The sequence below is a fragment of the Streptomyces sp. NPDC090442 genome (genome assembly GCF_044769405.1).
Classification (GTDB): domain Bacteria; phylum Actinomycetota; class Actinomycetes; order Streptomycetales; family Streptomycetaceae; genus Streptomyces.
In genome coordinates this window covers 72,744-91,845 of sequence record NZ_JBIVXW010000014.1, presented here as the reverse complement: position 1 = coordinate 91,845, position 19,102 = coordinate 72,744, and the positions used below count along the sequence as shown (strand labels likewise).

At 74.1% G+C, this 19,102-nt stretch carries 16 protein-coding genes and 1 other RNA gene; 13 read left to right on the top strand and 4 right to left on the bottom strand.

Features of this window, described 5'->3' with window-relative positions; genetic code table 11:
• The first annotated feature begins 107 nt into the window (after positions 1-107).
• The 4 genes from ACIQU6_RS12905 to ACIQU6_RS12890 all read left to right on the top strand — a co-directional run bounded on the left by ACIQU6_RS12905 (position 108) and on the right by ACIQU6_RS12890 (position 5,716).
• Positions 108-1,709 carry a serine/threonine-protein kinase gene (locus ACIQU6_RS12905; protein ID WP_403481662.1) on the top strand — a complete coding sequence of 534 codons (1,602 nt, stop codon included), beginning with the start codon at positions 108-110 and terminating at the stop codon, positions 1,707-1,709.
• A 179-nt stretch (positions 1,710-1,888) separates the two neighbouring features.
• Positions 1,889-3,232 (top strand): serine/threonine-protein kinase, encoded by a 1,344-nt coding sequence (locus ACIQU6_RS12900; protein WP_403481661.1) that lies wholly within the window; start codon positions 1,889-1,891, stop codon positions 3,230-3,232.
• Between the two features lie 137 nt (positions 3,233-3,369).
• The gene (gene prfB, locus ACIQU6_RS12895; protein ID WP_403481660.1) at positions 3,370-4,485 is read left to right on the top strand and encodes a peptide chain release factor 2; all 1,116 of its coding nucleotides are present in this window, start codon (positions 3,370-3,372) and stop codon (positions 4,483-4,485) included.
• A 331-nt stretch (positions 4,486-4,816) separates the two neighbouring features.
• Positions 4,817-5,716, top strand: coding sequence for an LPXTG cell wall anchor domain-containing protein (locus tag ACIQU6_RS12890; RefSeq protein ID WP_403481659.1), 900 nt, complete (start codon positions 4,817-4,819; stop codon positions 5,714-5,716).
• 134 nt (positions 5,717-5,850) lie between these two features.
• Here ACIQU6_RS12890 and ACIQU6_RS12885 read toward each other — a convergent pair whose 3' ends face one another.
• Entirely contained in the window at positions 5,851-6,042 is a 192-nt protein-coding gene (locus ACIQU6_RS12885) for a hypothetical protein (RefSeq protein ID WP_403481658.1), read from the bottom strand.
• A 296-nt stretch (positions 6,043-6,338) separates the two neighbouring features.
• Between ACIQU6_RS12885 and ftsE the strand changes: the two genes are divergently transcribed.
• The 5 genes from ftsE (at position 6,339) to ssrA (ending at position 10,229) form a co-directional block, all read left to right on the top strand.
• Positions 6,339-7,028: a cell division ATP-binding protein FtsE gene (ftsE, locus tag ACIQU6_RS12880; protein WP_100604605.1), complete on the top strand. Its 690-nt coding sequence runs from the start codon at positions 6,339-6,341 to the stop codon at positions 7,026-7,028.
• A 9-nt stretch (positions 7,029-7,037) separates the two neighbouring features.
• Positions 7,038-7,949, top strand: a complete 912-nt coding sequence (ftsX, locus tag ACIQU6_RS12875; protein ID WP_274915449.1) for a permease-like cell division protein FtsX — start codon at positions 7,038-7,040, stop codon at positions 7,947-7,949.
• Between the two features lie 67 nt (positions 7,950-8,016).
• Positions 8,017-9,216 (top strand): S41 family peptidase, encoded by a 1,200-nt coding sequence (locus ACIQU6_RS12870; protein ID WP_403481657.1) that lies wholly within the window; start codon positions 8,017-8,019, stop codon positions 9,214-9,216.
• Between the two features lie 18 nt (positions 9,217-9,234).
• Positions 9,235-9,735, top strand: a complete 501-nt coding sequence (gene smpB / locus ACIQU6_RS12865) for an SsrA-binding protein SmpB (RefSeq protein ID WP_403481656.1) — start codon at positions 9,235-9,237, stop codon at positions 9,733-9,735.
• Positions 9,736-9,860: 125 nt separating this feature from the next.
• Positions 9,861-10,229: a transfer-messenger RNA gene (gene ssrA, locus ACIQU6_RS12860) on the top strand.
• Positions 10,230-10,323: 94 nt separating this feature from the next.
• On the opposite strand, the gene ACIQU6_RS12855 is transcribed toward ssrA, so the two are convergent.
• A complete protein-coding gene (locus tag ACIQU6_RS12855; RefSeq protein WP_403481696.1) occupies positions 10,324-11,607 on the bottom strand; it encodes an MFS transporter in 1,284 nt (427 codons plus the stop codon).
• Between the two features lie 144 nt (positions 11,608-11,751).
• On the opposite strand from ACIQU6_RS12855, the gene ACIQU6_RS12850 reads away from it, so the two are divergent.
• The gene (locus ACIQU6_RS12850; RefSeq protein WP_403481655.1) at positions 11,752-12,744 is read left to right on the top strand and encodes a LysR family transcriptional regulator; all 993 of its coding nucleotides are present in this window, start codon (positions 11,752-11,754) and stop codon (positions 12,742-12,744) included.
• A 185-nt stretch (positions 12,745-12,929) separates the two neighbouring features.
• Complete coding sequence (locus ACIQU6_RS12845; RefSeq protein ID WP_403481654.1) at positions 12,930-13,466, top strand: DUF4232 domain-containing protein; 537 nt, start codon at positions 12,930-12,932, stop codon at positions 13,464-13,466.
• A gap of 29 nt (positions 13,467-13,495) precedes the next feature.
• Here the strand turns inward: ACIQU6_RS12845 and ACIQU6_RS12840 are convergent, their stop codons facing one another.
• Complete coding sequence (locus tag ACIQU6_RS12840; protein ID WP_403481653.1) at positions 13,496-15,397, bottom strand: asparagine synthase-related protein; 1,902 nt, start codon at positions 15,395-15,397, stop codon at positions 13,496-13,498.
• Positions 15,398-16,210: 813 nt separating this feature from the next.
• On the opposite strand from ACIQU6_RS12840, the gene ACIQU6_RS12835 reads away from it, so the two are divergent.
• The gene (locus ACIQU6_RS12835) at positions 16,211-17,407 is read left to right on the top strand and encodes a uroporphyrinogen-III synthase (protein ID WP_403481652.1); all 1,197 of its coding nucleotides are present in this window, start codon (positions 16,211-16,213) and stop codon (positions 17,405-17,407) included.
• Between the two features lie 27 nt (positions 17,408-17,434).
• Here ACIQU6_RS12835 and ACIQU6_RS12830 read toward each other — a convergent pair whose 3' ends face one another.
• On the bottom strand, positions 17,435-18,208 hold the full coding sequence (locus ACIQU6_RS12830; RefSeq protein WP_403481651.1) for a class I SAM-dependent methyltransferase: 774 nt from the start codon (positions 18,206-18,208) through the stop codon (positions 17,435-17,437).
• 260 nt (positions 18,209-18,468) lie between these two features.
• Between ACIQU6_RS12830 and ACIQU6_RS12825 the strand changes: the two genes are divergently transcribed.
• A complete protein-coding gene (locus tag ACIQU6_RS12825) occupies positions 18,469-19,053 on the top strand; it encodes a CGNR zinc finger domain-containing protein (RefSeq protein WP_403481650.1) in 585 nt (194 codons plus the stop codon).
• Positions 19,054-19,102 lie beyond the last annotated feature (49 nt).

Below are 19,102 nucleotides of genomic sequence, written 5' to 3'. Positions count from 1 at the left end.
TGCCGAACCGAAATGTTTGTGCGACGGCACTAGAGTGGGGCGGACGGGCCGCGAGCTGACCCAGCGGGCCAGAGCCAAGCATCCACCACGACCAGGGAGCGCATGACGTGCGGCCGGTAGGCAGCAAGTACCTGCTTGAGGAGCCGCTGGGACGCGGCGCCACGGGCACCGTCTGGCGTGCCCGCCAGAGGGAGACGGCCGGCTCCGAGGCCGCCGTCCCGGGGGAGCCCGGCGCAACGGTCGCGATCAAGGTCCTCAAGGAGGAGCTGGCGTCCGACGCGGACGTGGTGATGCGCTTCCTGCGGGAGCGCTCGGTCCTGCTGCGGCTCACCCACCCCAACATCGTCCGGACCCGTGACCTGGTCGTCGAGGGCGACCTGCTGGCGCTCGTCATGGACCTGGTCGACGGCCCCGACCTGCACCGCTACCTCCGCGACAACGGCCCGTTCAGCCCGGTGGCGGCCGCCCTGCTCACCGCGCAGGTCGCCGACGCGCTGGCCGCCAGCCACGCCGACGGCGTCGTCCACCGCGACCTCAAGCCGGCCAACGTCCTGCTCGCCGGCTCGGACGGCAGTGGCGAGATGCACCCGATGTTGACCGACTTCGGCATCGCCCGGTTGGCGGACTCCCCGGGGCTGACCCGCACGCACGAGTTCGTCGGCACCCCCGCCTACGTGGCGCCGGAGTCCGCCGAGGGCCGCCCGCAGACCTCCGCGGTGGACATCTACGGCGCCGGCATCCTGCTCTACGAGCTGCTGACCGGCCGCCCGCCGTTCGCCGGCGCGACCGCCCTGGAGGTGCTGCACAAGCACCTCGGCGAGGAGCCGCAGCGCCCCGCCTCGGTCCCCGAGCCGATGTGGACGATCGTCGAGCGCTGTCTGCGCAAGCGCCCCGAGGAGCGGCCCAGCGCCGAGAACCTCGCCCGCGGGCTGCGCACCGTCGCGGCCGGCATCGGTGCCAACGCCACCCCCGAGCAGGCCCAGGCGGCGCTGGGCGTCGCCGCGCTGCTCGTCCCGGACCCGGACCCGGCCACCGTCCCCGGCACCGGCGAGGGCCGGGGGACGGGCGACGCGGCGCCCACCCAGGTGCTGCCGACCAACGCGGCCTCCTACGACCCCGGTGCGGCGACCAGCGTGCTGCCGTCCACCGGGGGCCCCGCGCCCACCCGGGCCATGCCCCCGGTGCCCCCGATGCCGGCGGGCATGCCCATGGCCGGCCCCCAGGAGCCCCAGGGGCCGCACCCCTGGGAGTCCCAACTGCGCGCCGCCCGGGACCGCAACGACCAGACCCAGGTGCAGTACCTGGACCCGCAGGACGACCCGCTGCGTCGTCGCCCGCAGCGCCGCCCGGCGCCCGCCCCGGCCCCGTACGCCGGCCCGCAGGGCGGATACCCGCAGCAGCAGCGTCCGCCGGCCCCGCAGCGCCGCCAGGAGCCGCCGCCGCAGCGCTACGAGCCGGCCCCGCCGCCCGCCCGGGAGCCCCGGCCCCCGCGCGAGCCGCGCCGCCGCAGCGCCAACCCGATGCGGATCCCCGGCCTGGGTTGTCTGAAGGGCTGTCTGTTCACCGTGCTGCTGCTGTTCGTGGCGGGCTGGCTGGTCTGGGAGTTCACCCCGCTCCAGCAGTGGATCGGCACCGGCCGGAGCTTCTTCGCGCAGGTCGGGCACGTCTTCGGCCAGATCCAGCACTTCGTACAGAGGCTCGGCGGCTGACGGTCCGTACGGACGCGCCTCGACGGCTTGATGGATTTGTCGACATCCGGCCGGTGAATTCCCGTACAGAAGTGACGGTTGCCGCCATTGGGGGCACTGAACCCTCTGGCGCCCGCGTAGCTTTGACGCCAACCTCAGCCCCCGCAGGACGCTCGGGGGCCCGACACGTCGGAGCAGTCTTGGCACGGAAGATCGGCAGCCGGTACACCGCTCACCAGATCCTGGGGCGCGGCAGTGCCGGCACGGTATGGCTGGGCGAGGGGCCCGAAGGGGCCGTGGCCATCAAGCTGTTGCGCGAGGACCTCGCCTCCGACCAGGAGCTCGTCGGGCGCTTCGTGCAGGAGCGGGCGGCGCTGCTCAGCCTCGCGCACCCGCGCGTCGTCGGGGTCCGCGACCTCGTCGTCGACGGCGCCGACCTCGCGCTCGTCATGGACCTGATCCGCGGGACCGACCTGCGCACCCGTCTGGAGCGCGAGCGGCGACTGGCCCCGGAGGCCGCCGTCGCCATCGCCGCCGACATCGCCGACGGCCTGGTCGCCGCGCACGCCGCCCGGATCGTGCACCGCGACGTCAAGCCGGAGAACGTCCTGTTGGACATGCAGGGACCGCTCGGTCCCGGTGGCGCACACCCCGCGCTGCTCACCGACTTCGGCATCGCGCGCCTGGTCGACACGCCCCGCCGCACCCTCTCCCAGGCCCAGACCGGGTCGACGTCCGGCGCGCTGCGCTCGACCAAGGTCATCGGCACCCCCGACTACCTCGCCCCGGAGATCATCGAGGGGCTGCCGCCGCGCGCCTCGGTGGACGTCTACGCGCTGGCGACCGTCCTGTACGAGATGCTCGCCGGCTTCACGCCCTTCGGGGGCGGCCACCCGGGCGCGGTGCTGCGCCGGCATGTCACCGAGAGCGTCGCCCCGCTGCCCGGCATCCCGGACGAGCTGTGGCAGCTGCTCATCCAGTGCCTGGCCAAGGCGCCCGCCTCCCGCTTGCGCGCCCCGGAACTGGCCGCCCGGTTGCGAGAGATCCTGCCGAGCCTGGCCGGCATCCCGCCGCTGGACATCGACGAGCCCGGTGACGAGCAGTCGGCGGACGACCCGGAGGGCGCGCCCGCCGGCGCCCACCAGGAGGCGCGCTATCCGGCGACGGCCCCCGAGGGCCCGCCGCGCGGCGCGGTCCCCCTCGTCCAGGGCGCCACACCGGACTCCAACCGGGAGACGCACACCAGCATGCGGGTCCCCGAGCCGGACGAGCTGGCCGGCGGCGCGCACGGCACCGCCCGTACGCCGCGGGCCGCGGGGGAGCGCCGGGCGGGTTCGGCCCGGCACCGCTCCACCCCGGAGGCGGTGCGCCTGCGCCGGATCAAGCTGGGCGTGGCGGCCGCCCTGGTCCTGGTGGCGGCCGCGGTCGCCGGCCTGCTGGCCACGGGGGGTGACGACGCACCGCGCGACCTCGGCCCGGGCGTGCACCTGCCGCACCAGGACCCGCCGCAGCAGCTGCCGCAAAACCCGCGACAGGCCCCGTGACCTGCGGCGGACGCTGTGACGGGGGCTTCGGGCGGGCCGCGCGGAACGGCTGCGCGGCCCGCTCCACCCCGCCCCGGGGCGCCGGGGTCGACAACGCTCCGGGACAGATTGTCGGTAGCAGCCGTTAGGCTGGGTGCGTGGCAGTCGTCGATGTATCCGAAGAGCTGAAGTCCCTCTCCTCGACCATGGAGTCGATCGAGGCCGTCCTGGACCTCGACAAGATGAGGGCCGATGTCGCCGTGCTTGAGGAGCAGGCCGCGGCGCCGTCCCTGTGGGACGACCCGGCGAACGCGCAGAAGATCACCAGCCAGCTCTCCTACCTCCAGGGCCAGCTGCGCCGTGCCGAGGAGCTGCGCGGCCGCGTCGACGACCTTGAGGTGCTCTTCGAGCTCGCCGAGGCCGAGGGCGACGAGGAGACCCGCGCCGAGGCCGAGCGCGAGCTCGTCGACGTCCGCAAGGCGGTCGACGAGCTGGAGGTCCGCACCCTGCTGTCCGGCGAGTACGACGCCCGCGAGGCCCTGGTGAGCATCCGCGCCGAGGCCGGCGGGGTGGACGCCGCCGACTTCGCCGAGAAGCTCCAGCGGATGTACCTGCGCTGGGCCGAGCGCCACGGCTACAAGACCGAGCTGTACGAGACCTCCTACGCCGAAGAGGCCGGCATCAAGTCGACCACCTTCGCCGTCCAGGTGCCGTACGCCTACGGCACGCTCTCCGTGGAGCAGGGCACCCACCGCCTGGTGCGCATCTCGCCGTTCGACAACCAGGGCCGCCGCCAGACGTCGTTCGCGGGCGTCGAGGTGCTGCCGGTCGTCGAGCAGACCGACCACATCGAGATCGACGAGAGCGATCTGCGGGTGGACGTCTACCGCTCCTCCGGCCCCGGCGGACAGGGCGTCAACACCACCGACTCCGCGGTCCGGTTGACCCACCTCCCCACCGGCATCGTGGTCTCCTGCCAGAACGAGCGCTCGCAGATCCAGAACAAGGCCACCGCCATGAACGTCCTCCAGGCGAAGCTGCTGGAGCGGCGCCGCCAGGAGGAGCAGGCCAAGATGAACGCCCTCAAGGGCGACGGCGGCAACTCCTGGGGCAACCAGATGCGTTCGTACGTCCTGCACCCGTACCAGATGGTCAAGGACCTGCGTACGGAGTTCGAGGTCGGCAACCCGCAGTCCGTGCTGGACGGCGACATCGACGGCTTCCTGGAGGCCGGCATCCGCTGGCGCAAGCAGAGCGAGCAGCAGGCCAAGTAAGCCGAAAGCGGACAAAGTTCCGCGTGCCGCACGAGACAACTGCCTCCCCTGGGGAGGCAGTTGTCGTTTGTGGTGGCGGTTAGGTCACAGTCGTACGTCCATGTATCGCCCAACTCATGGCAATTCAGGCATCAAGCCTTTATTCGGCCTTGACGATGTTCCGAGAACTGGGAAGGCTGAGCGCGGCATGCGTGTGTCATGGGGCGCGTGTAGGAACGGGGAGACGAAGGGCCCGCCCGCGCTCGCGGGGCGTCGGTCCGCACGCCCCCATCGTCGTTGCCCCGTGCGGCGGTGCTCCAATGACGAGTTCAGCTACTGGGGGTAGCAGTACATGACGAAGAAGACGCGGCTGCGCGTGGCGCGCATTGCGGCCGGTGCGGTGATCGCGGCCGGTGCGTCGCTGACCGCGGCCGGCGCGGCATCCGCCGCCGAGACCGGACAGGGCCAGGCAGCGGGCACCGTCTGCAAGCCGTGGGACGTGCTCAAGCTGTTCTGCGACGACACCAGCGGCGGCACCTCCACCGGCGGCGAGTCCACGGGTGGCGACACGACCGGTGGCCAGACCACCGGCAGCCAGACCGGCGGCGAGTCCACCGGCGGTGAGACGACCGGTGGCCACACCTCCGGTGGCGACACCACCGGTGGCCACACCACCGGCGGTGACACCACCGGTGGCCACACGACCGGTGGCGACACCACGGGCGGTGACACGACCGGCGGTGACACCACGGGCGGCGACACCACCGGTGGCGACACCACCGGCGGTCAGACGACCGGCGGCGACACCACGGGTGGTGACACCACCGGCGGTCAGACGACCGGCGGTCAGACCACGGGTGGCGACACCACCGGCGGCCACACCTCCGGCGGTCAGACCTCGGGCGGCCAGACCTCCGGTGGTCAGACCGGCGGCGGCAGCACCGGCGGCCACTCCGGCGGCGGCAGCACCGGTGGCCACTCCGGTGGCAGCACCACCGGCGGTGACAGCACCGGTACCGGTACCGACAACGAGGGCTCCAAGCCGATCGACCAGCCCGGCCAGGGCAAGGAGCAGGTCGTCGACACCCCGGGCCAGGCCAAGCAGCAGGCCAAGGGCGGTCAGCTGGCCGAGACCGGTTCGTCCGGCACGACCTTCCTGCTGATCGGTGCGGCGACGATGATCGCCGGTGGCGTGGGCTTCCGGGTCCTGCCGCGCCTGATGAACAAGGGCAACGGCGCGGCGGCCGCCTGACGCCGACGCGCTACGCGACGAGGGGCCCGGGACGCATGGCGTCCCGGGCCCCTCGGGCGTCAAGGTGGTGGTGTGGGGCGACTCTCGCGCACCCTGCGTGGCGGCGTCGTGACAAAGGTGCGGCGCGGCCGGTCTCAGACGGCCTGGCGGAGCAGCAGCGCGAGCGCGATCAGCGCGACCAGCAAGGCCGCCAGCACCACGGGGTTGAGTTGGCCGAAAAAGCCCGCCTGCTGCTGGAGTCGTTCCCTGCTGGCCCGGCACACAGGGCAGCGGCCCTCGCTCACAGGGGCCGCGCAGTTGGCGCACACCAATCGGTCGTACGTCATGCGACCTCCTTACTTCACCGGACCAACGCACCAGGAGGCGCGTTGGTTCCCTCTACCACTGTGCCAGGTCCGCCGCGGTACGGCGCGCGCCCATGGAGCGTTCCGGTCCCGCCCGCGCGAAATGCGCCCGCCCGTCGCCCGGATTGTGCGTCTTTTGTCCCGTAGGCGCCGTGAAGAAACGCACCAACCCCCGTCGGCGGCTTCGCGGCCACGTGAGGTTCGCGTAGGGTCACGCTCACCGACGGGAGCCACGACCGGCAACCCGTTCCCCTACCCAGGTCGACCGTGGTGCATCAGTGATCCGATTCGACAACGTCTCCAAGACCTACCCGAAGCAGAACCGCCCCGCCCTCAGGGACGTCTCCCTGGAGATCGAGCGCGGCGAGTTCGTCTTCCTGGTGGGCTCCTCGGGCTCCGGTAAGTCCACCTTCCTGCGGCTGCTCCTGCGTGAGGAGCGCGCCAGTCACGGCGCCGTCCACGTACTGGGGAAGGACCTGGCCAAGCTCTCCAACTGGAAGGTGCCGCAGATGCGTCGCCAGGTGGGCACGGTCTTCCAGGACTTCCGGTTGCTCCCCAACAAGACGGTGGGGCAGAACGTCGCCTTCGCCCTGGAGGTCATCGGCAAACCGCGCGGACAGATCCGCAAGACGGTGCCCGAGGTCCTCGAACTCGTCGGCCTCGGCGGCAAGGAGGACCGCATGCCCGGCGAGCTGTCCGGTGGTGAGCAGCAACGCGTCGCCATCGCGCGGGCGTTCGTCAACCGCCCGCTGCTGCTCATCGCCGACGAGCCCACCGGCAACCTCGACCCGCAGACCTCCGTCGGCATCATGAAGCTGCTGGACCGGATCAACCGCACCGGCACGACGGTGGTCATGGCCACCCACGACCAGCAGATCGTCGACCAGATGCGCAAGCGGGTCATGGAACTTGAGAAGGGCCGGCTCGTACGCGACCAGTCGCGCGGCGTGTACGGCTACCAGCACTGAAAGGACGCCATGCGCGCCCAGTTCGTCCTGTCGGAGATCGGCGTCGGTCTCCGCCGCAATCTCACGATGACCTTCGCCGTCATCGTCTCCGTAGCCCTCTCGCTCGGCCTGTTCGGTGCCTCGCTGCTGATGCGCGACCAGGTCAGCACGATGAAGGGTTACTGGTACGACAAGGTCAACGTCTCCATCTTCTTCTGCAACAAGAACGACGCCGAGACGGCCGCCAACTGCGCCAAGGGCGCGGCGACCCAGCAGCAGAAGGACGACATCCTCGCCGAGCTGAACCGGCTCCCGCTGGTGCAGAACGTGCAGCACGAGACCAGTGACCAGGCGTACAAGCACTACAAGGAGCAGTTCGGCGACACCCCCGTCGCCGGTCTGGTGACGCCGGACCAGCTGCCGGAGTCCTTCCGGGTCAAGCTCAAGGACCCGACCAAGTTCGACGTCATCAAGTCGGCGTTCTCCGAGCGGCCCGGCGTCGAGCAGGTGCAGGACCAACGGGACACCGTCGAGCCGCTGTTCCGCCTCCTGGACGGCATGCGGTACGCGGCGCTCGGCGTGATGGGCCTGATGCTGGTGGTGGCGCTGATGCTGATCGTCAACACCGTGCGGGTCTCCGCGTTCAGCCGCCGCCGGGAGACCGGCATCATGCGGCTGGTCGGCGCGTCCAGCTTCTACATCCAAATGCCGTTCATCATGGAGGCGGCGATCGCCGGCCTCATCGGCGCCGTGTTCGCCTGTGTGCTGCTGGTCGGCGGCAAGTACTTCATGATCAACCAGTGGTTGGCCAAGCAGATCCAGGTGGTCAACTTCATCGGCTGGGACTCCGTCCTGGCGGTGCTGCCGCTGGTCCTGCTCATCGGGCTGCTGATGCCCGCGCTCGCCGCGTTCTTCGCGTTGCGCAAGTACCTCAAGGTGTGAGCTTCGCCAAGGGCGCCGTACGGTCAACTCCCCGTACGGCGCCCTTTCGTCGCCTAGACTCACCGCCATGTCGGGCCCGTGTCGGTACGGTCGGCCCCGCCGCATCCGCCGCGGGGCGGCCCTGACGTTGTTCCTCGCCGGGGTGCTCGCCGCGGGGGCGGCCACCGGCACCTGGGACGACGTCGGCGACACCGCGGAGCCGGCCGCCCAGGGCCGCCCCGCCGACGACGGGCCCGCCGGGTCGGCGACCGCCGAGCGGGCCGCCCGGGCCGCCGAACGGGCCGTCGCGGACGGCAAGTCCGGTACCCAGGCCGCCGATGATGTGGTCAGCCGCAGCGGCGACCGCTGGTCGGCGGTCTACACCCCCGGCGAATTCGCCGATTTCCAGGCCCAGTTGGACGGCTCGTACGTCGGCGTCGGGCTGTGGGTGCGGCAGCGGGACGATGGCCGGATCACGGTGTCCCGGGTCCAGCCCGGCGGCCCCGCCGACCGCGCCGGGATCGCCGTCGGCGACCGGCTCGACGCCGTCGACGGTCGGCCCGTCCAGGGGCGGCCGGTCACCGAGACCGTCGGCCGGCTGCGCGGCGACGGCCCGGACGGCTCCGGGGCGGCCCCCGGCACGCCCGTCCGCCTGGACCTCGACCGGGGCGCCCGCCACCGGAGCGTGACGTTGCACCGCACCCGGCTGCACACCGAGAACGTCACCGTGGACCGGCCGGCCGGCGGCGACGGCCCGACCCGCATCAAGATCACCGCGTTCGCCAAGGGCACCGGCGCCGCGGTCCGCCGCGCGCTGCGCACCGCCGACCCACGGGACGGGCTGCTGTTAGACCTGCGCGGCAACACCGGCGGCCTGGTCAGCGAGGCCGTCGCCACCGCGTCGGACTTCCTCGACGGCGGCCTGGTCGCCACCTACGACGTGCACGGCAGCCCGCGCGCGCTGTACGCGCAGGGCGTCGGCGACAGTCGGACCCCGCTGGTGGTGCTGGTGGACGGCGGCACGATGAGCGCCGCCGAGCTGCTGTCCGGCGCCCTCCAGGACCGCGGCCGGGCCGTCGTGGTGGGCTCGCCGACGTTCGGCAAGGGCTCGGTCCAGATGCCCACCCGGCTCCCGGACGGCTCGGTCGCGGAGCTGACCGTCGGCCACTACCGCACCCCGTCCGGCCGGGCCGTGGACGGCGCCGGCATCACCCCGGACCTGATCGCCCCGGATCACGCCGAAGAACGGGCCCGCACAGTATTGAGTGGCCTCGGCACCGGTGCGTAGTGCGAAAATGGCCGCACTATGGCTACCAAGGGCAAGGGCAAAGAGAAGAACGACGGGCGCAAGCTCGTCGCGCAGCACAAGAAGGCGCGGCACGACTACCACATTCTGGACACCTTCGAGTGCGGTCTGGTGCTGACCGGTACCGAGGTGAAGTCGCTGCGCCAGGGGCGGGCGTCCCTGGTGGACGGATTTGTCCAGATCGACGACGGGGAAGCCTGGCTGCACAACGTCCATATCCCGGAATACGCACAGGGGACCTGGACGAACCACAGTGCGCGGCGGAAGCGGAAGCTGCTGCTGCACCGGGGCGAGATCGACAAGTTGGAGGTCAAGTCCCAGGAGACGGGTCACACGATCGTGCCGTTGGCCCTGTACTTCAAGGGCGGCCGGGCCAAGGTCGAGATCGCGCTGGCCAGGGGCAAGAAGGAGTACGACAAGCGGCAGACGCTGCGCGAGAAGCAGGACCGTCGCGAGACGGAGCGGGCGATCTCGGCGGTCCGGCGCCGGCAGCGGGCGTAGGTCCCGGCGGCCGGGCCCGGGCGGCGAGCGGCCGCCGGGAAATGTGCTGGCACGCGCGTGCGTCGGTCACGTACGATGGGGACACACCCCGCGAGGGTGTGGCACCACCTTTGAAAAGAAAACATGGGGATGATCGGTTTCGACAGCGGATGTCGAAGCAGGGGAAGCGAGTCGAGGAAGCGGCAATGATCTCGTAAACCACATGCCGAAACCAATAATCGCCAACACCAAGCGCGATTCCTTCGCCCTCGCTGCCTAAGTAGCGACTTGCGAAGTGTCAGCCCGGGGCTGTTCCCGACCCGGATCCTGGCATCAGCTAGGGGACTAAACCTCGATCCCGGTCACGGGGTGAAGAGGGAAATCAAACAGTGGCTGGGCCCGTCGGAGACTTGTCCGTGTGATCTCCGGGGCCGAGAAAAGCGCAGCGGACTGCACTCGGAGAAGCCCTGATTCCGCACCGTTGGACGCGGGTTCGATTCCCGCCATCTCCACGAAGACGACAGGCGACGTGTGCCCGCGAAAAGCGCGGGCGGCGTCGCCTGTCGTCGTTTCTGTGCGGCTTTCGCCGGATGGGGCGGGGTGCCGCTGTCAGGCGCGGTCCTCGTCGTCAGGTGCGGCGGGCCGGCCGCGTGGCGCGCGGGTGCTCGTCGCCGCGGTGAGGGCGAGGGCCAGGGTGGCCGCCGCGGCCGGGACGGCGTAGCCGGTGGCGGGGGACGGCAGGTGGTCCGCGGCCCAGCCGCCGGTGGCCGAGCCGGCCGCGATGCCGGCCAGCAGCGCGGTCACCGCCAGCGTCATCCCCTCGTTCAACCGGCCGGCCGGGGTGCGGGATTGGACCAGGCCCATGCCGGTGACCATGGTGGGGGCGGTCGCCGTGCCGGCGGTGAGCAGGGCCGCGGCGAGCAGCAGCGGGGCGCCCGTCGTGGCGGCCAGCAGCGGCAGCGTCAGCAGGGCGGCCATCGCGGCGGCACAGCGCAGGAAGCGCCGGGCGGGCCGGGTCGCCGGGGGCAGCAGGCCGAACAGCAGCCCGGCCGCGCCCGATCCGGCCGCCTGGAGGGCGAGCAGGCCGCCCGCCGCGGCCCGGACGCTGTGCGCGTCCGCGTAGGCGAGCGTGACGACCTCCAGGGAGCCGAAGACCGCGCCGGTGGCCACGAAGGTGAGCAGCAGCGGGGGCAGGCCGGGGGCGCGCAGCGGGGAGCCGGGGCGGCCGGGCGGCCGCGGGACGGCGGGGGGTTCGGTGCGGCGTTGGGCGGCGAAGAGCAGGACGCCGGTCAGGAGCAGGGTGGCGGCGACGGCGGTGCCGGCTTCCGGGGCGACGGCGGTGCACAGCAGCGTCGCGAGGAGCGGGCCGAGCAGGAAGCACAGTTCGTCGGCGGCCTGCTCGAAGGAGTTGGCGGCGTGCCGGGCGGCGGGGTCGGCGCGCAGGAGGTGGGCCCAGCGGGCGCGGGACATCCCGCCGGTGTTGGGGGTGGTCGCGGTGGCGGCGTAGGAGGCGAAGAGGGTCCAGTCCGGGGCGCCGGCGCGGACGCACAGGAGCAGTGAGAGCGAGCCGAGGACCGCAACGGCCGTGGCCGGTACGGCGATCCGGGCCTGGCCGTGGCGGTCGACGAGGCGGGCGGTCCACGGGCCGACCAGTGCGGTCGCGGCGAGTCCGGTGGCGGTGACCGCCCCGGCCAGGGCGTAGGAGCCGCGGCCGCCGGCGATCATCAGGACCGCGCTGACGCTGAGCATGCCCATCGGCAGTCGGGCCAGCAGGTTGGCCGCGGTGAAGGCGCGGGCGCCGGGGACGGCGAAGAGCCGGGCGTAGGGGGAGCGGCGGCGGGGGCGACGTACGGGCGGGGGCGAGACCGGGCGGGCGGCGAGGAAGAGGATCACGTCGTTCACGGTCGTGGTGGGGGAGGCGGGGTGTCCAACACCTGCGCGGGCCGATTGACGCACCTGTGGTGTGAGTGCCGGGGCGGGGGCTGTGAGGTGCGTAAACGCGGTGTGGTGGCGGGCGCCCGGTGTGAGGATGGGCCGGTGCCGTACGACATCGAACCGCGGCTGCTGCGGGCGTTCACCGCCGTTGCCGAGGAGCTGCACTTCACCCGGGCCGCCGCCCGGCTGTACGTCGCCCAGCAGGCGCTCAGCCGCGATGTCCGGCGGCTGGAGCGGGAGTTGGGGGCCGAGCTGTTCGTCCGGAGCACCCGGCGGGTGGCGCTGACCGCCGAGGGCGAGCGGCTGCTGCCGTACGCGCGGCGGGTGTTGGCGGCCCAGGAGGAGCTGGCCGCGGCCTTCCGGTCGGAGCCGGGGCGGCCGCTGGTGGTGGACGTGGGGGCGCCGGTCGGCACCGCGCACCGGGTGCTGGCGGCGGCCCGGCGGCGGTTGCCGGAGAGCTGCGAGCTGATCGCCCGGTACCACGGCGGACTGACCGGTGCGGCCGCGGAGTTGGCCGCCGGGCGGCTGGATGTCTCGTTCGGGCGGTTCGCGGGGCTGTCGGCCGCGGCCCGGGCCGGGCTCGACCACCGGCCGGTGCGGCTGGAGCCGATGGCGGTGCTGCTGCGCGCGGACCATCCGCTGGCCGTCGCCGGCTGTGTGCCGCTGCGCGGGCTGGCCGGCGAGACCCTCTACGCGGCGGCCGGGAACCCGCGGACCGCGGAGTGGACGGGGCTGGCGGCGCGGCTCTTCGCGGGGCGGGGGATCGCGATGGCGGCGCCGTTCCCGGAGATCGCGGGGGCGGAGGAGTTCGTGCGGGTGGTGCGCAAGCGGGGCTGGTCGGTGCTGGCGAGTACGGAGTTCATCGAGGTGCCGGGGATGGTGTTGCGGCCGTTGGTGGATCCGGTGCCGTTGTCGCCGGTGGGGATGGCGTGGCGGCGGGGGTTGCGGCATCCCGGGTTGGCCGCACTGCGGGACGCCGCCCGGGAGTTGGGCGCGCGGGAGGGCTGGCGGGTGCTGCCCGGTGGCGCGTGGTGGCTGCCGGCGGTGGACGCGGAGGCGATGGGGGTGGCGTCGGCGGGGGCTGAGGGGCCGTAAGATCCGGCGTGCGCCGGGGGTGCGACGGGCCGCGCACGGCCGTCCCGCGGGCGAAAACTCTTACGTGACGCATATCTCTCCCCGGATGCAGGCAACCTACGGCGCCGAAAACCCTTCCTTACGGAAGGACATCGCGCGTGAACGATGTGTGCGAACAGGACGAACGGATGGAACAGGGGGGAGTCGTGCAGCGACGTTCCGTGCTCGCGACGACGACGGCCGCGCTCGCCTTGACCGTGACCGCCGGGCTGGGTCTGACGGGCTGCGGCTCGGGGCGGATGGCGGCACTGCACGCCAACTGCCGGACCAAGGGCCTGGGCTGGAAGGTCACCGTCCTCAAGGCGGCGCCTCACAGCACTCACCGGGAGGCCCGCCTCTCGGTCGTCAACAAGGGATCGCAGCCGTGCGTCTTCGACGGCTTCCCCACGTTCGCGGTCCACGTCGGCAAGGGGCCGGAGTCGGACGGCAAGGGGCAGGGCCGGACCATGCCGATAGACGTGGCGCGCGGCGGCACGGTCACCACCAACCTGCGCTACAAGGACCACGGGCCCGGCATGTCGCCGGCCGACTGCCTGGTCAGCAATGACGAGGTGGTGGTGGGCGCGCCGCGGGACCACCACCAGAAGGTGATAAAGGTCCGGGACGAGAAGGGCAAGAAGACCCGGATGAACATCTGCGAGCAGACCGTCTGGATGGCCCCGCCCACCGAGCGGACCGGCTGAGCCGCCCGTCGGGCGGCCACCGGCGCGCCCTAGCCGTTCTCCGCGGCCGGGGCCGACAGCCGGGCGGCGGGTGACGGGAGCGCGTCGTACGCCTGCGGGGGCGGCAGCGCGCGCAGCCAGAACTCGGCGGCCAACGTCGGGTCCAGCGGCCGCAGCGCGCCGGTGTCCGGCTGGAGGGACGTCAGCACCGGACGCAGCGCCTCCGGGCGGATCAGGCCCAGTGCCGCCAGCTTGGAGTCCTCGCACAGCGCGGCCAGCGCCCGGCGGTTGCGGCGCAGTCCCGCGTGGAGCTCGGCGCTGTGCGCGCGCCGGCGGCCGCGGCCCAGGACCGGCCCGGGCACCGTGCCGCGCATCGCCGCGGCCAGCACCGGCTTGCCGCCGCCCGGCACCCGGTCGGCGAGCCCGACGGCCAGCGCCGCCTCGATCACCGCGTCGTCCAGGAACGGCGCCTCGTACGTCACCCCGCAGCCCGAGGTCAACGCGTCGATGCCGCGCACCCGTTCGCCGGCCCGGACGGCCGCGGCGGCCACCTCGTGCTGGGCGCGCAGTGGGTCGAACGGCTCGGGCGCCGCGGCGGCGGCCTCGCGCAGCAGCCGGCGGACCGTGGCGACCGCGTCCGGGTGCGCCCAGGGCGGCATCGCCGGCATCTCCTCCCAGTCCGCGCCCCCGGGGCGGCGGCGGGCGCCCGGGGCGATCCGGTCGGCGCCGGCGGCCAGCCAACGGGGGTAGGAGCGGCCGCCGAGGAGGGTGCGCACGGTGGCGGGCAGCGACTGGGGGGCGATCCGCCGGGCGCGGCGGGCCAGCTGGACGGCGGTGCGCAGGTCGCCGCGGGCGAGGGAGTTGAGCGCCAGCGGCCGGGGCGCGAACAGCTCGTCGCCGCCGACGCCGGTCAGGTGCATCCGGGAGCCGAACGCGGCGACCAGGTGCGCCTGGTGGACCAGCCGGGCCGCGTCCCGGACGGCGGCGAGCGGCCCGGCGGGGTCGGTGTCCCCGGGGTGCTCGGGCGGGGTGTACCAGGTGGGGGCGTCGGTGTACGGGAGGGAGAGGTGGCGGCCGGCGCGGCGGACCAGGCTGAGGCGGTAGGCGCTGTGGGCGCTCCACAGGGGGTCGTCGTCGGCCGGGTCGCGGCCCTCCCAGCCGGTGGTGATCAGCTCGGTGCCCTCGCGCGCGGCCAGGAAGCAGATGCTGGTGGAGTCCAGGCCGCCGGTGAGGTCGGCGCTGAGCGTCGCCCGTTTCGTGCGGGCGTGCACGGCCGCGCTGAGGGCCTCCCGCACGGCCTCGGTGGCGTCCGGGAGCGGGAGTTCGGGCTCGGGCGGGCGCCACCAGCGGAGCTCGCGGTAGCGGCCGGCGGGGTCGTGGGCGGCGCAGCGGTCGGGTGGCACGGCGTGCACGGCCCGCCAGGGGGTGCGCTGCGCCAGCGGTAACGGGGCGCCGGGGGCGAGCAGATGGGCGGCGAGCGCCTCCTCGTCGACCGTGCCGGTGCGCGGGGCGCCGGGCAGTCCGGCGGCGGCCGCGGCGCGGGCCAGCGCGGCCAGGTCCTGCGGGCGGTTGCCGACGATCGTGATGCCGCCGAGGACGGTGCGGTGCAGTCGGCGGACCGCGGAGAGGCTGCCCCGGCTGCGGATCTCGGCGCCCGTGCAGGCCAACAGGAAGAAGCTGCCGGGGAGTTCGTGGCGCAGTTCGGCGAGGCCGTCCAGGTCGCGCAGCCGGTGCAGCAGGTGGGTCAGGTCGTCCGGGGTGGCCGAGGTGGTGCCGAGCAGCATCGCGCAGCGCGGGCCGACCCGGGCCGTCACCAGCTCCTCGCGCCGCCAGTGGCCGACGATCCAGGGGCGGCCGGAGGGGTGGGCGACGGTGTGGGTGGCCGGCGTCCGGGGCAGTCCGGCGGCGAGCCGGGCGGCGACGGGGTGGTCGGGGAACACCAGGAAGTCCACGGGGACCGCTCCTTGGCCTCGGGTCGTCACGACGGGGCGGGCGACGGGCGGGCCCGGGGCCGTCCGGCCGCGGCTGGGCCGGACGGGCCTCGGGGCCGGGGCTGGGAGTGCCCCGGCGGGGGATCGCGCGGCGGTCGGGGCGCCCCGACCGGTGGGTGGCTGGGGGAGGTTCAGGAGCCGTGCCGTCCGCAGTCCCCCGGCTTGGGGCCGAGGGGATCCCCGCCCCGCTGGGGTGATCGGTGCATCGCATCCCTTTCCTTCCGGTTGTCCGGGAGCCCGGCATCCCTGCGGGGGCGGGTGTGGCGCCCTGGCAGGGGCGAACGGTCGCCCGCCGCTACGGGAGGCGCCTCCCGTAGCGACGACGGAGCGTGGTGGGCTGGTTACGTCCTGCGTCGGATTAAAAGGCTGGCAGTGTCCGGGGCACGTGCCATTACCCCGTACGGGTGAAGGGGAGGGGCGCGTGGTGCATGGTGGCGCGCCACCCCCGGCCCGTACGCCGCGGGCGTGCCGCGGCGGCCCCCCGCATGCCTCTGCACCGCGCCGGATCGAGGTTTCGTGCAGGTCAGATGCGTCTACGGGGCGGCGGACCGGTGCCCGCACGAGGGGTGGGCCCGGTGGTGACCGGGGCCCGGACCGGCCGCGGCCGAGCCGGCCCGGTGGCGGGACGGTCGCCCCCTCGCCCGGTGCCCGTTGACGGCGCGTCGCCACCCCGGGCGGCGCGCCCCGCGGGCGGCCGGAAATACTGGCGCACCAGGCGCGGGGTCCGCAGGTGCGGCGGGCCACGCCAGGCGGAGCGCGACGGATCGGACCGGGATGCGGGAGCACGAGCAGGAGACGGGCGGGCCGGGGCCGGCGGTACCGGAGGGGGCGGCGCGCCCGTTGGACGGGTTCACCGTCGCGGTGACCGCGGCCCGCAAGGCGGCGGAGCTGGGCGCGCTGCTGGAGCGTCGTGGCGCCGAGGTGGTGTACGCCCCGGCGCTGCGCACCGTGCCGCTGGCGGACGACGCCGAACTCCGCACCGTCACCAGCGCGTTGGCCGCCGAGCCGCCGGACGCGGTGGTGGCCAGCACCGCCGTCGGCTTCCGCGGCTGGTTGGCGGCGGCGGACAACTGGGGGCTGGGCGAGGCGCTGCGCGGCCGGCTGGCCGGCACGGAGCTGCTGGCCCGCGGCCCGAAGGTGCGCGGCGCGATCCGGGCCGCCGGGCTGACCGAGCGCTGGTCGCCGGCCTCGGAGTCGCTGGCCGAGGTGCTCGACCACCTGCTGGCCGAGGGCGTCGCCGGCCGGCGGATCGCCGTCCAACTGCACGGGGAGCCGCAGCCGGAGTTCGTCGGGGCGCTGCGGGCCGCCGGCGCGGACGTCGTCCCGGTGCCCGTGTACCGGTGGCTGCCGCCGGCCGATCTCGGGCCGCTGGACGGGCTGTTGGACGCGGTCCTGGCGCGCGGTGTGGACGCGGTGACCTTCACCAGCGCCCCGGCCGTCACCTCCCTGCTGCGCCGGGCCGCCGAACGCGGCATCCGGCCGGGGCTGTTGGCCGCGCTGCGACGGGACGTGCCGGCCGCCTGCGTGGGGCCGGTGACCGCGGCCCCGTTGGCGGCGCTGGACGTGCCCACCCTGGAGCCGGAGCGCTTCCGGCTCGGCCCGTTGGTGCAGCTGCTGTGTCGGGAACTCCCGGGCCGGGTGCGGCCGTTGGTGGTCGCCGGGCGGCGGCTGGAGGTCCGCGCCCGGACCGCCGCGGTGGACGGGGCGCCGCGCCCGGTGCCGCCCGCCGGGATGGCGCTGCTGCGCACCCTGGCCCGCCGCCCCGGCGAGGCGGTTCCCCGTGCCGACCTGCTGCGGGCGCTGCCGGGTGCCGCCGGGGACGAGCGCGCGACGGAGGCCGACCTGGAGGCCGCGGTCGCGCACCTACGGGCGGCGCTGGGGGAGCCCGGGCTGATCCGCCCGGCGCCCGGGGGCGGCTACCGGCTCGCGCCCGACGCTCCTACGGGCGACGCCCCGACCGGCGCCGGCTGACGGGGGCGGAGGGCAACGGCCGCTCCCTCAGGCCGGGTTGGTGACCCGGATCTTGGACTGGCCGTGCGGCCGGGTCTCCCAGTCCTCCATGAACCGCGCCTGGAGCCCGTGCTTGCGGGCCAGCCGCAGCAGCGTCTCCGTCCGGTAGTAGAAGTCCTCCCGCAGCACCTGGTGTTCGGCGCCCTCGGTGCGGTCGAAGGTGAAGTCGAAGAACCCGCCGGGGGCCAGGATGCGGCCGACGTGCGCCAGGCACTCGTCGATGACGTGGATCGGCGAGTGCGAGAAGACGCTGTGCGCATGGACGACGTCGAAGTGCCCGGACGGCAGGAACTCCAGCTTCAGGTCCTGAGTGATCGTCAGGTGCGGGAGCTTGTCCTGGAGTTCGTAGGACGCCAGGGTCCGCTTGGCGGCTATCAGGATGTCCGGCGAGATGTCGATGCCGTAGTAGTGGCCGGTGTCCAGGTGGGCGATGAAGCGCCAGCCGGCGCGCAGGTTGCCGCAGCCGATGTCGAGCATCCGGTGCTCGGGGCGCAGCCCGTGCTCCACGAGGTAGTCGAACTGCATCTCCCCCAGGGCCAGCCAGCGTTCGTGGCTGCGGCTGCCGACCGCGGCCTCCGGGTTGCGCCCGGCGTCGGAGGCCATCACCGCGCGGTAGTACGCGACGTGGTCGGGGTGCTTCAGGCGCAGCCAGGTGTCGCGGGCGGTGCGCTTGAGGTAGGGGGTGATCCGGGCCGGGTTGCGGACCGCGTAACCGAGCTTGTGGGTCAGGCTGGCGCGGTTCTTGAGCAGCGGAGAGGACATGCCGCCGGACTATACATCACATGTATACGCTCGATGTCTACACCTGACGTCTACAGCGCGCGTCTAGTGGGGGCGTCTAGTGGGGGCGCGTCGGCGGGCGAGGGGAGGCCGACGACCTGCGGGTCGGTCGGTGCGCGGTGCGGCCCGCCCGTGGGGTTCCGGCGGACGGCGCGGCCGGGCACCCTAAGAACGCTCCCCTCCGCCCCCTCCGCCCCCTTTCCCGCATCCCCCGTGTCCGTTTCCCGAGGAGTGACAGGCACATGGCAGCCCCCTACGGTTTCCGGTTCGACAGCGGGCGGGTCTGCCTGGACCTGATGGCCACCGCCGGCGGCAACCCGGCCGCCGGCGAACGGCTCACCGGCCCCGCCCCGCTGGCCGCCTGGCTGGCCGGCGCCCAAGTGGTGCCGCCCGGTGCCCCGTTGGACGGCGTCGACGCCCGCTGGGTGGCCCGCTTCCAGGCGCTGCGCGCGCCGCTCGGCCGGGCGGTCCGCGCCGAACTCCTCGGCCGCGCCGCCGCGTCCGACCTGGCGCTGCTGAACGCCGCGGCCGGCGCCGCCCCGCCGCCCGTCGTGCACGTCGTCCGCGGCCCGGACGGCGCGCTGACCGGGGTCCTGGCCCAACCGCCGGACTGCGCCGGGCTGCTGGCGACCGTGGCCCGGGACGCCGTCGCGCTGCTCGCCGACCCGGTGGCGCGCGGCCAGCTCCGGCAGTGCGCGGGCGACGGCTGCTCGCTGGTCTACCTGGACGCCTCGCGGGGCCGGCGCCGCCGCTGGTGCTCCAGCGAGGTCTGCGGCAACCGCGCCCGGGTGGCCCGGCACCGGCGCCGGACTGGGCGCGCCGGATGACCGGACCCGCCCGTCCCGGCCGCGTCCGGCGTCAACATCCGACCGGCTC

Excerpts from the sequence above, each read along its gene's own strand:
- ACIQU6_RS12890 (WP_403481659.1), top strand. The coding sequence starts at position 4,817 with ATGACGAAGAAGACGCGGCTGCGCGTGGCGCGCATTGCGGCCGGTGCG.
- ACIQU6_RS12885 (WP_403481658.1), bottom strand. The coding sequence starts at position 6,042 with ATGACGTACGACCGATTGGTGTGCGCCAACTGCGCGGCCCCTGTGAGC.
- ftsX (WP_274915449.1), top strand. The coding sequence starts at position 7,038 with ATGCGCGCCCAGTTCGTCCTGTCGGAGATCGGCGTCGGTCTCCGCCGC.
- ACIQU6_RS12870 (WP_403481657.1), top strand. The coding sequence starts at position 8,017 with ATGTCGGGCCCGTGTCGGTACGGTCGGCCCCGCCGCATCCGCCGCGGG.
- smpB (WP_403481656.1), top strand. The coding sequence starts at position 9,235 with ATGGCTACCAAGGGCAAGGGCAAAGAGAAGAACGACGGGCGCAAGCTC.
- ACIQU6_RS12835 (WP_403481652.1), top strand. The coding sequence starts at position 16,211 with ATGCGGGAGCACGAGCAGGAGACGGGCGGGCCGGGGCCGGCGGTACCG.
- ACIQU6_RS12830 (WP_403481651.1), bottom strand. The coding sequence starts at position 18,208 with ATGTCCTCTCCGCTGCTCAAGAACCGCGCCAGCCTGACCCACAAGCTC.
- ACIQU6_RS12825 (WP_403481650.1), top strand. The coding sequence starts at position 18,469 with ATGGCAGCCCCCTACGGTTTCCGGTTCGACAGCGGGCGGGTCTGCCTG.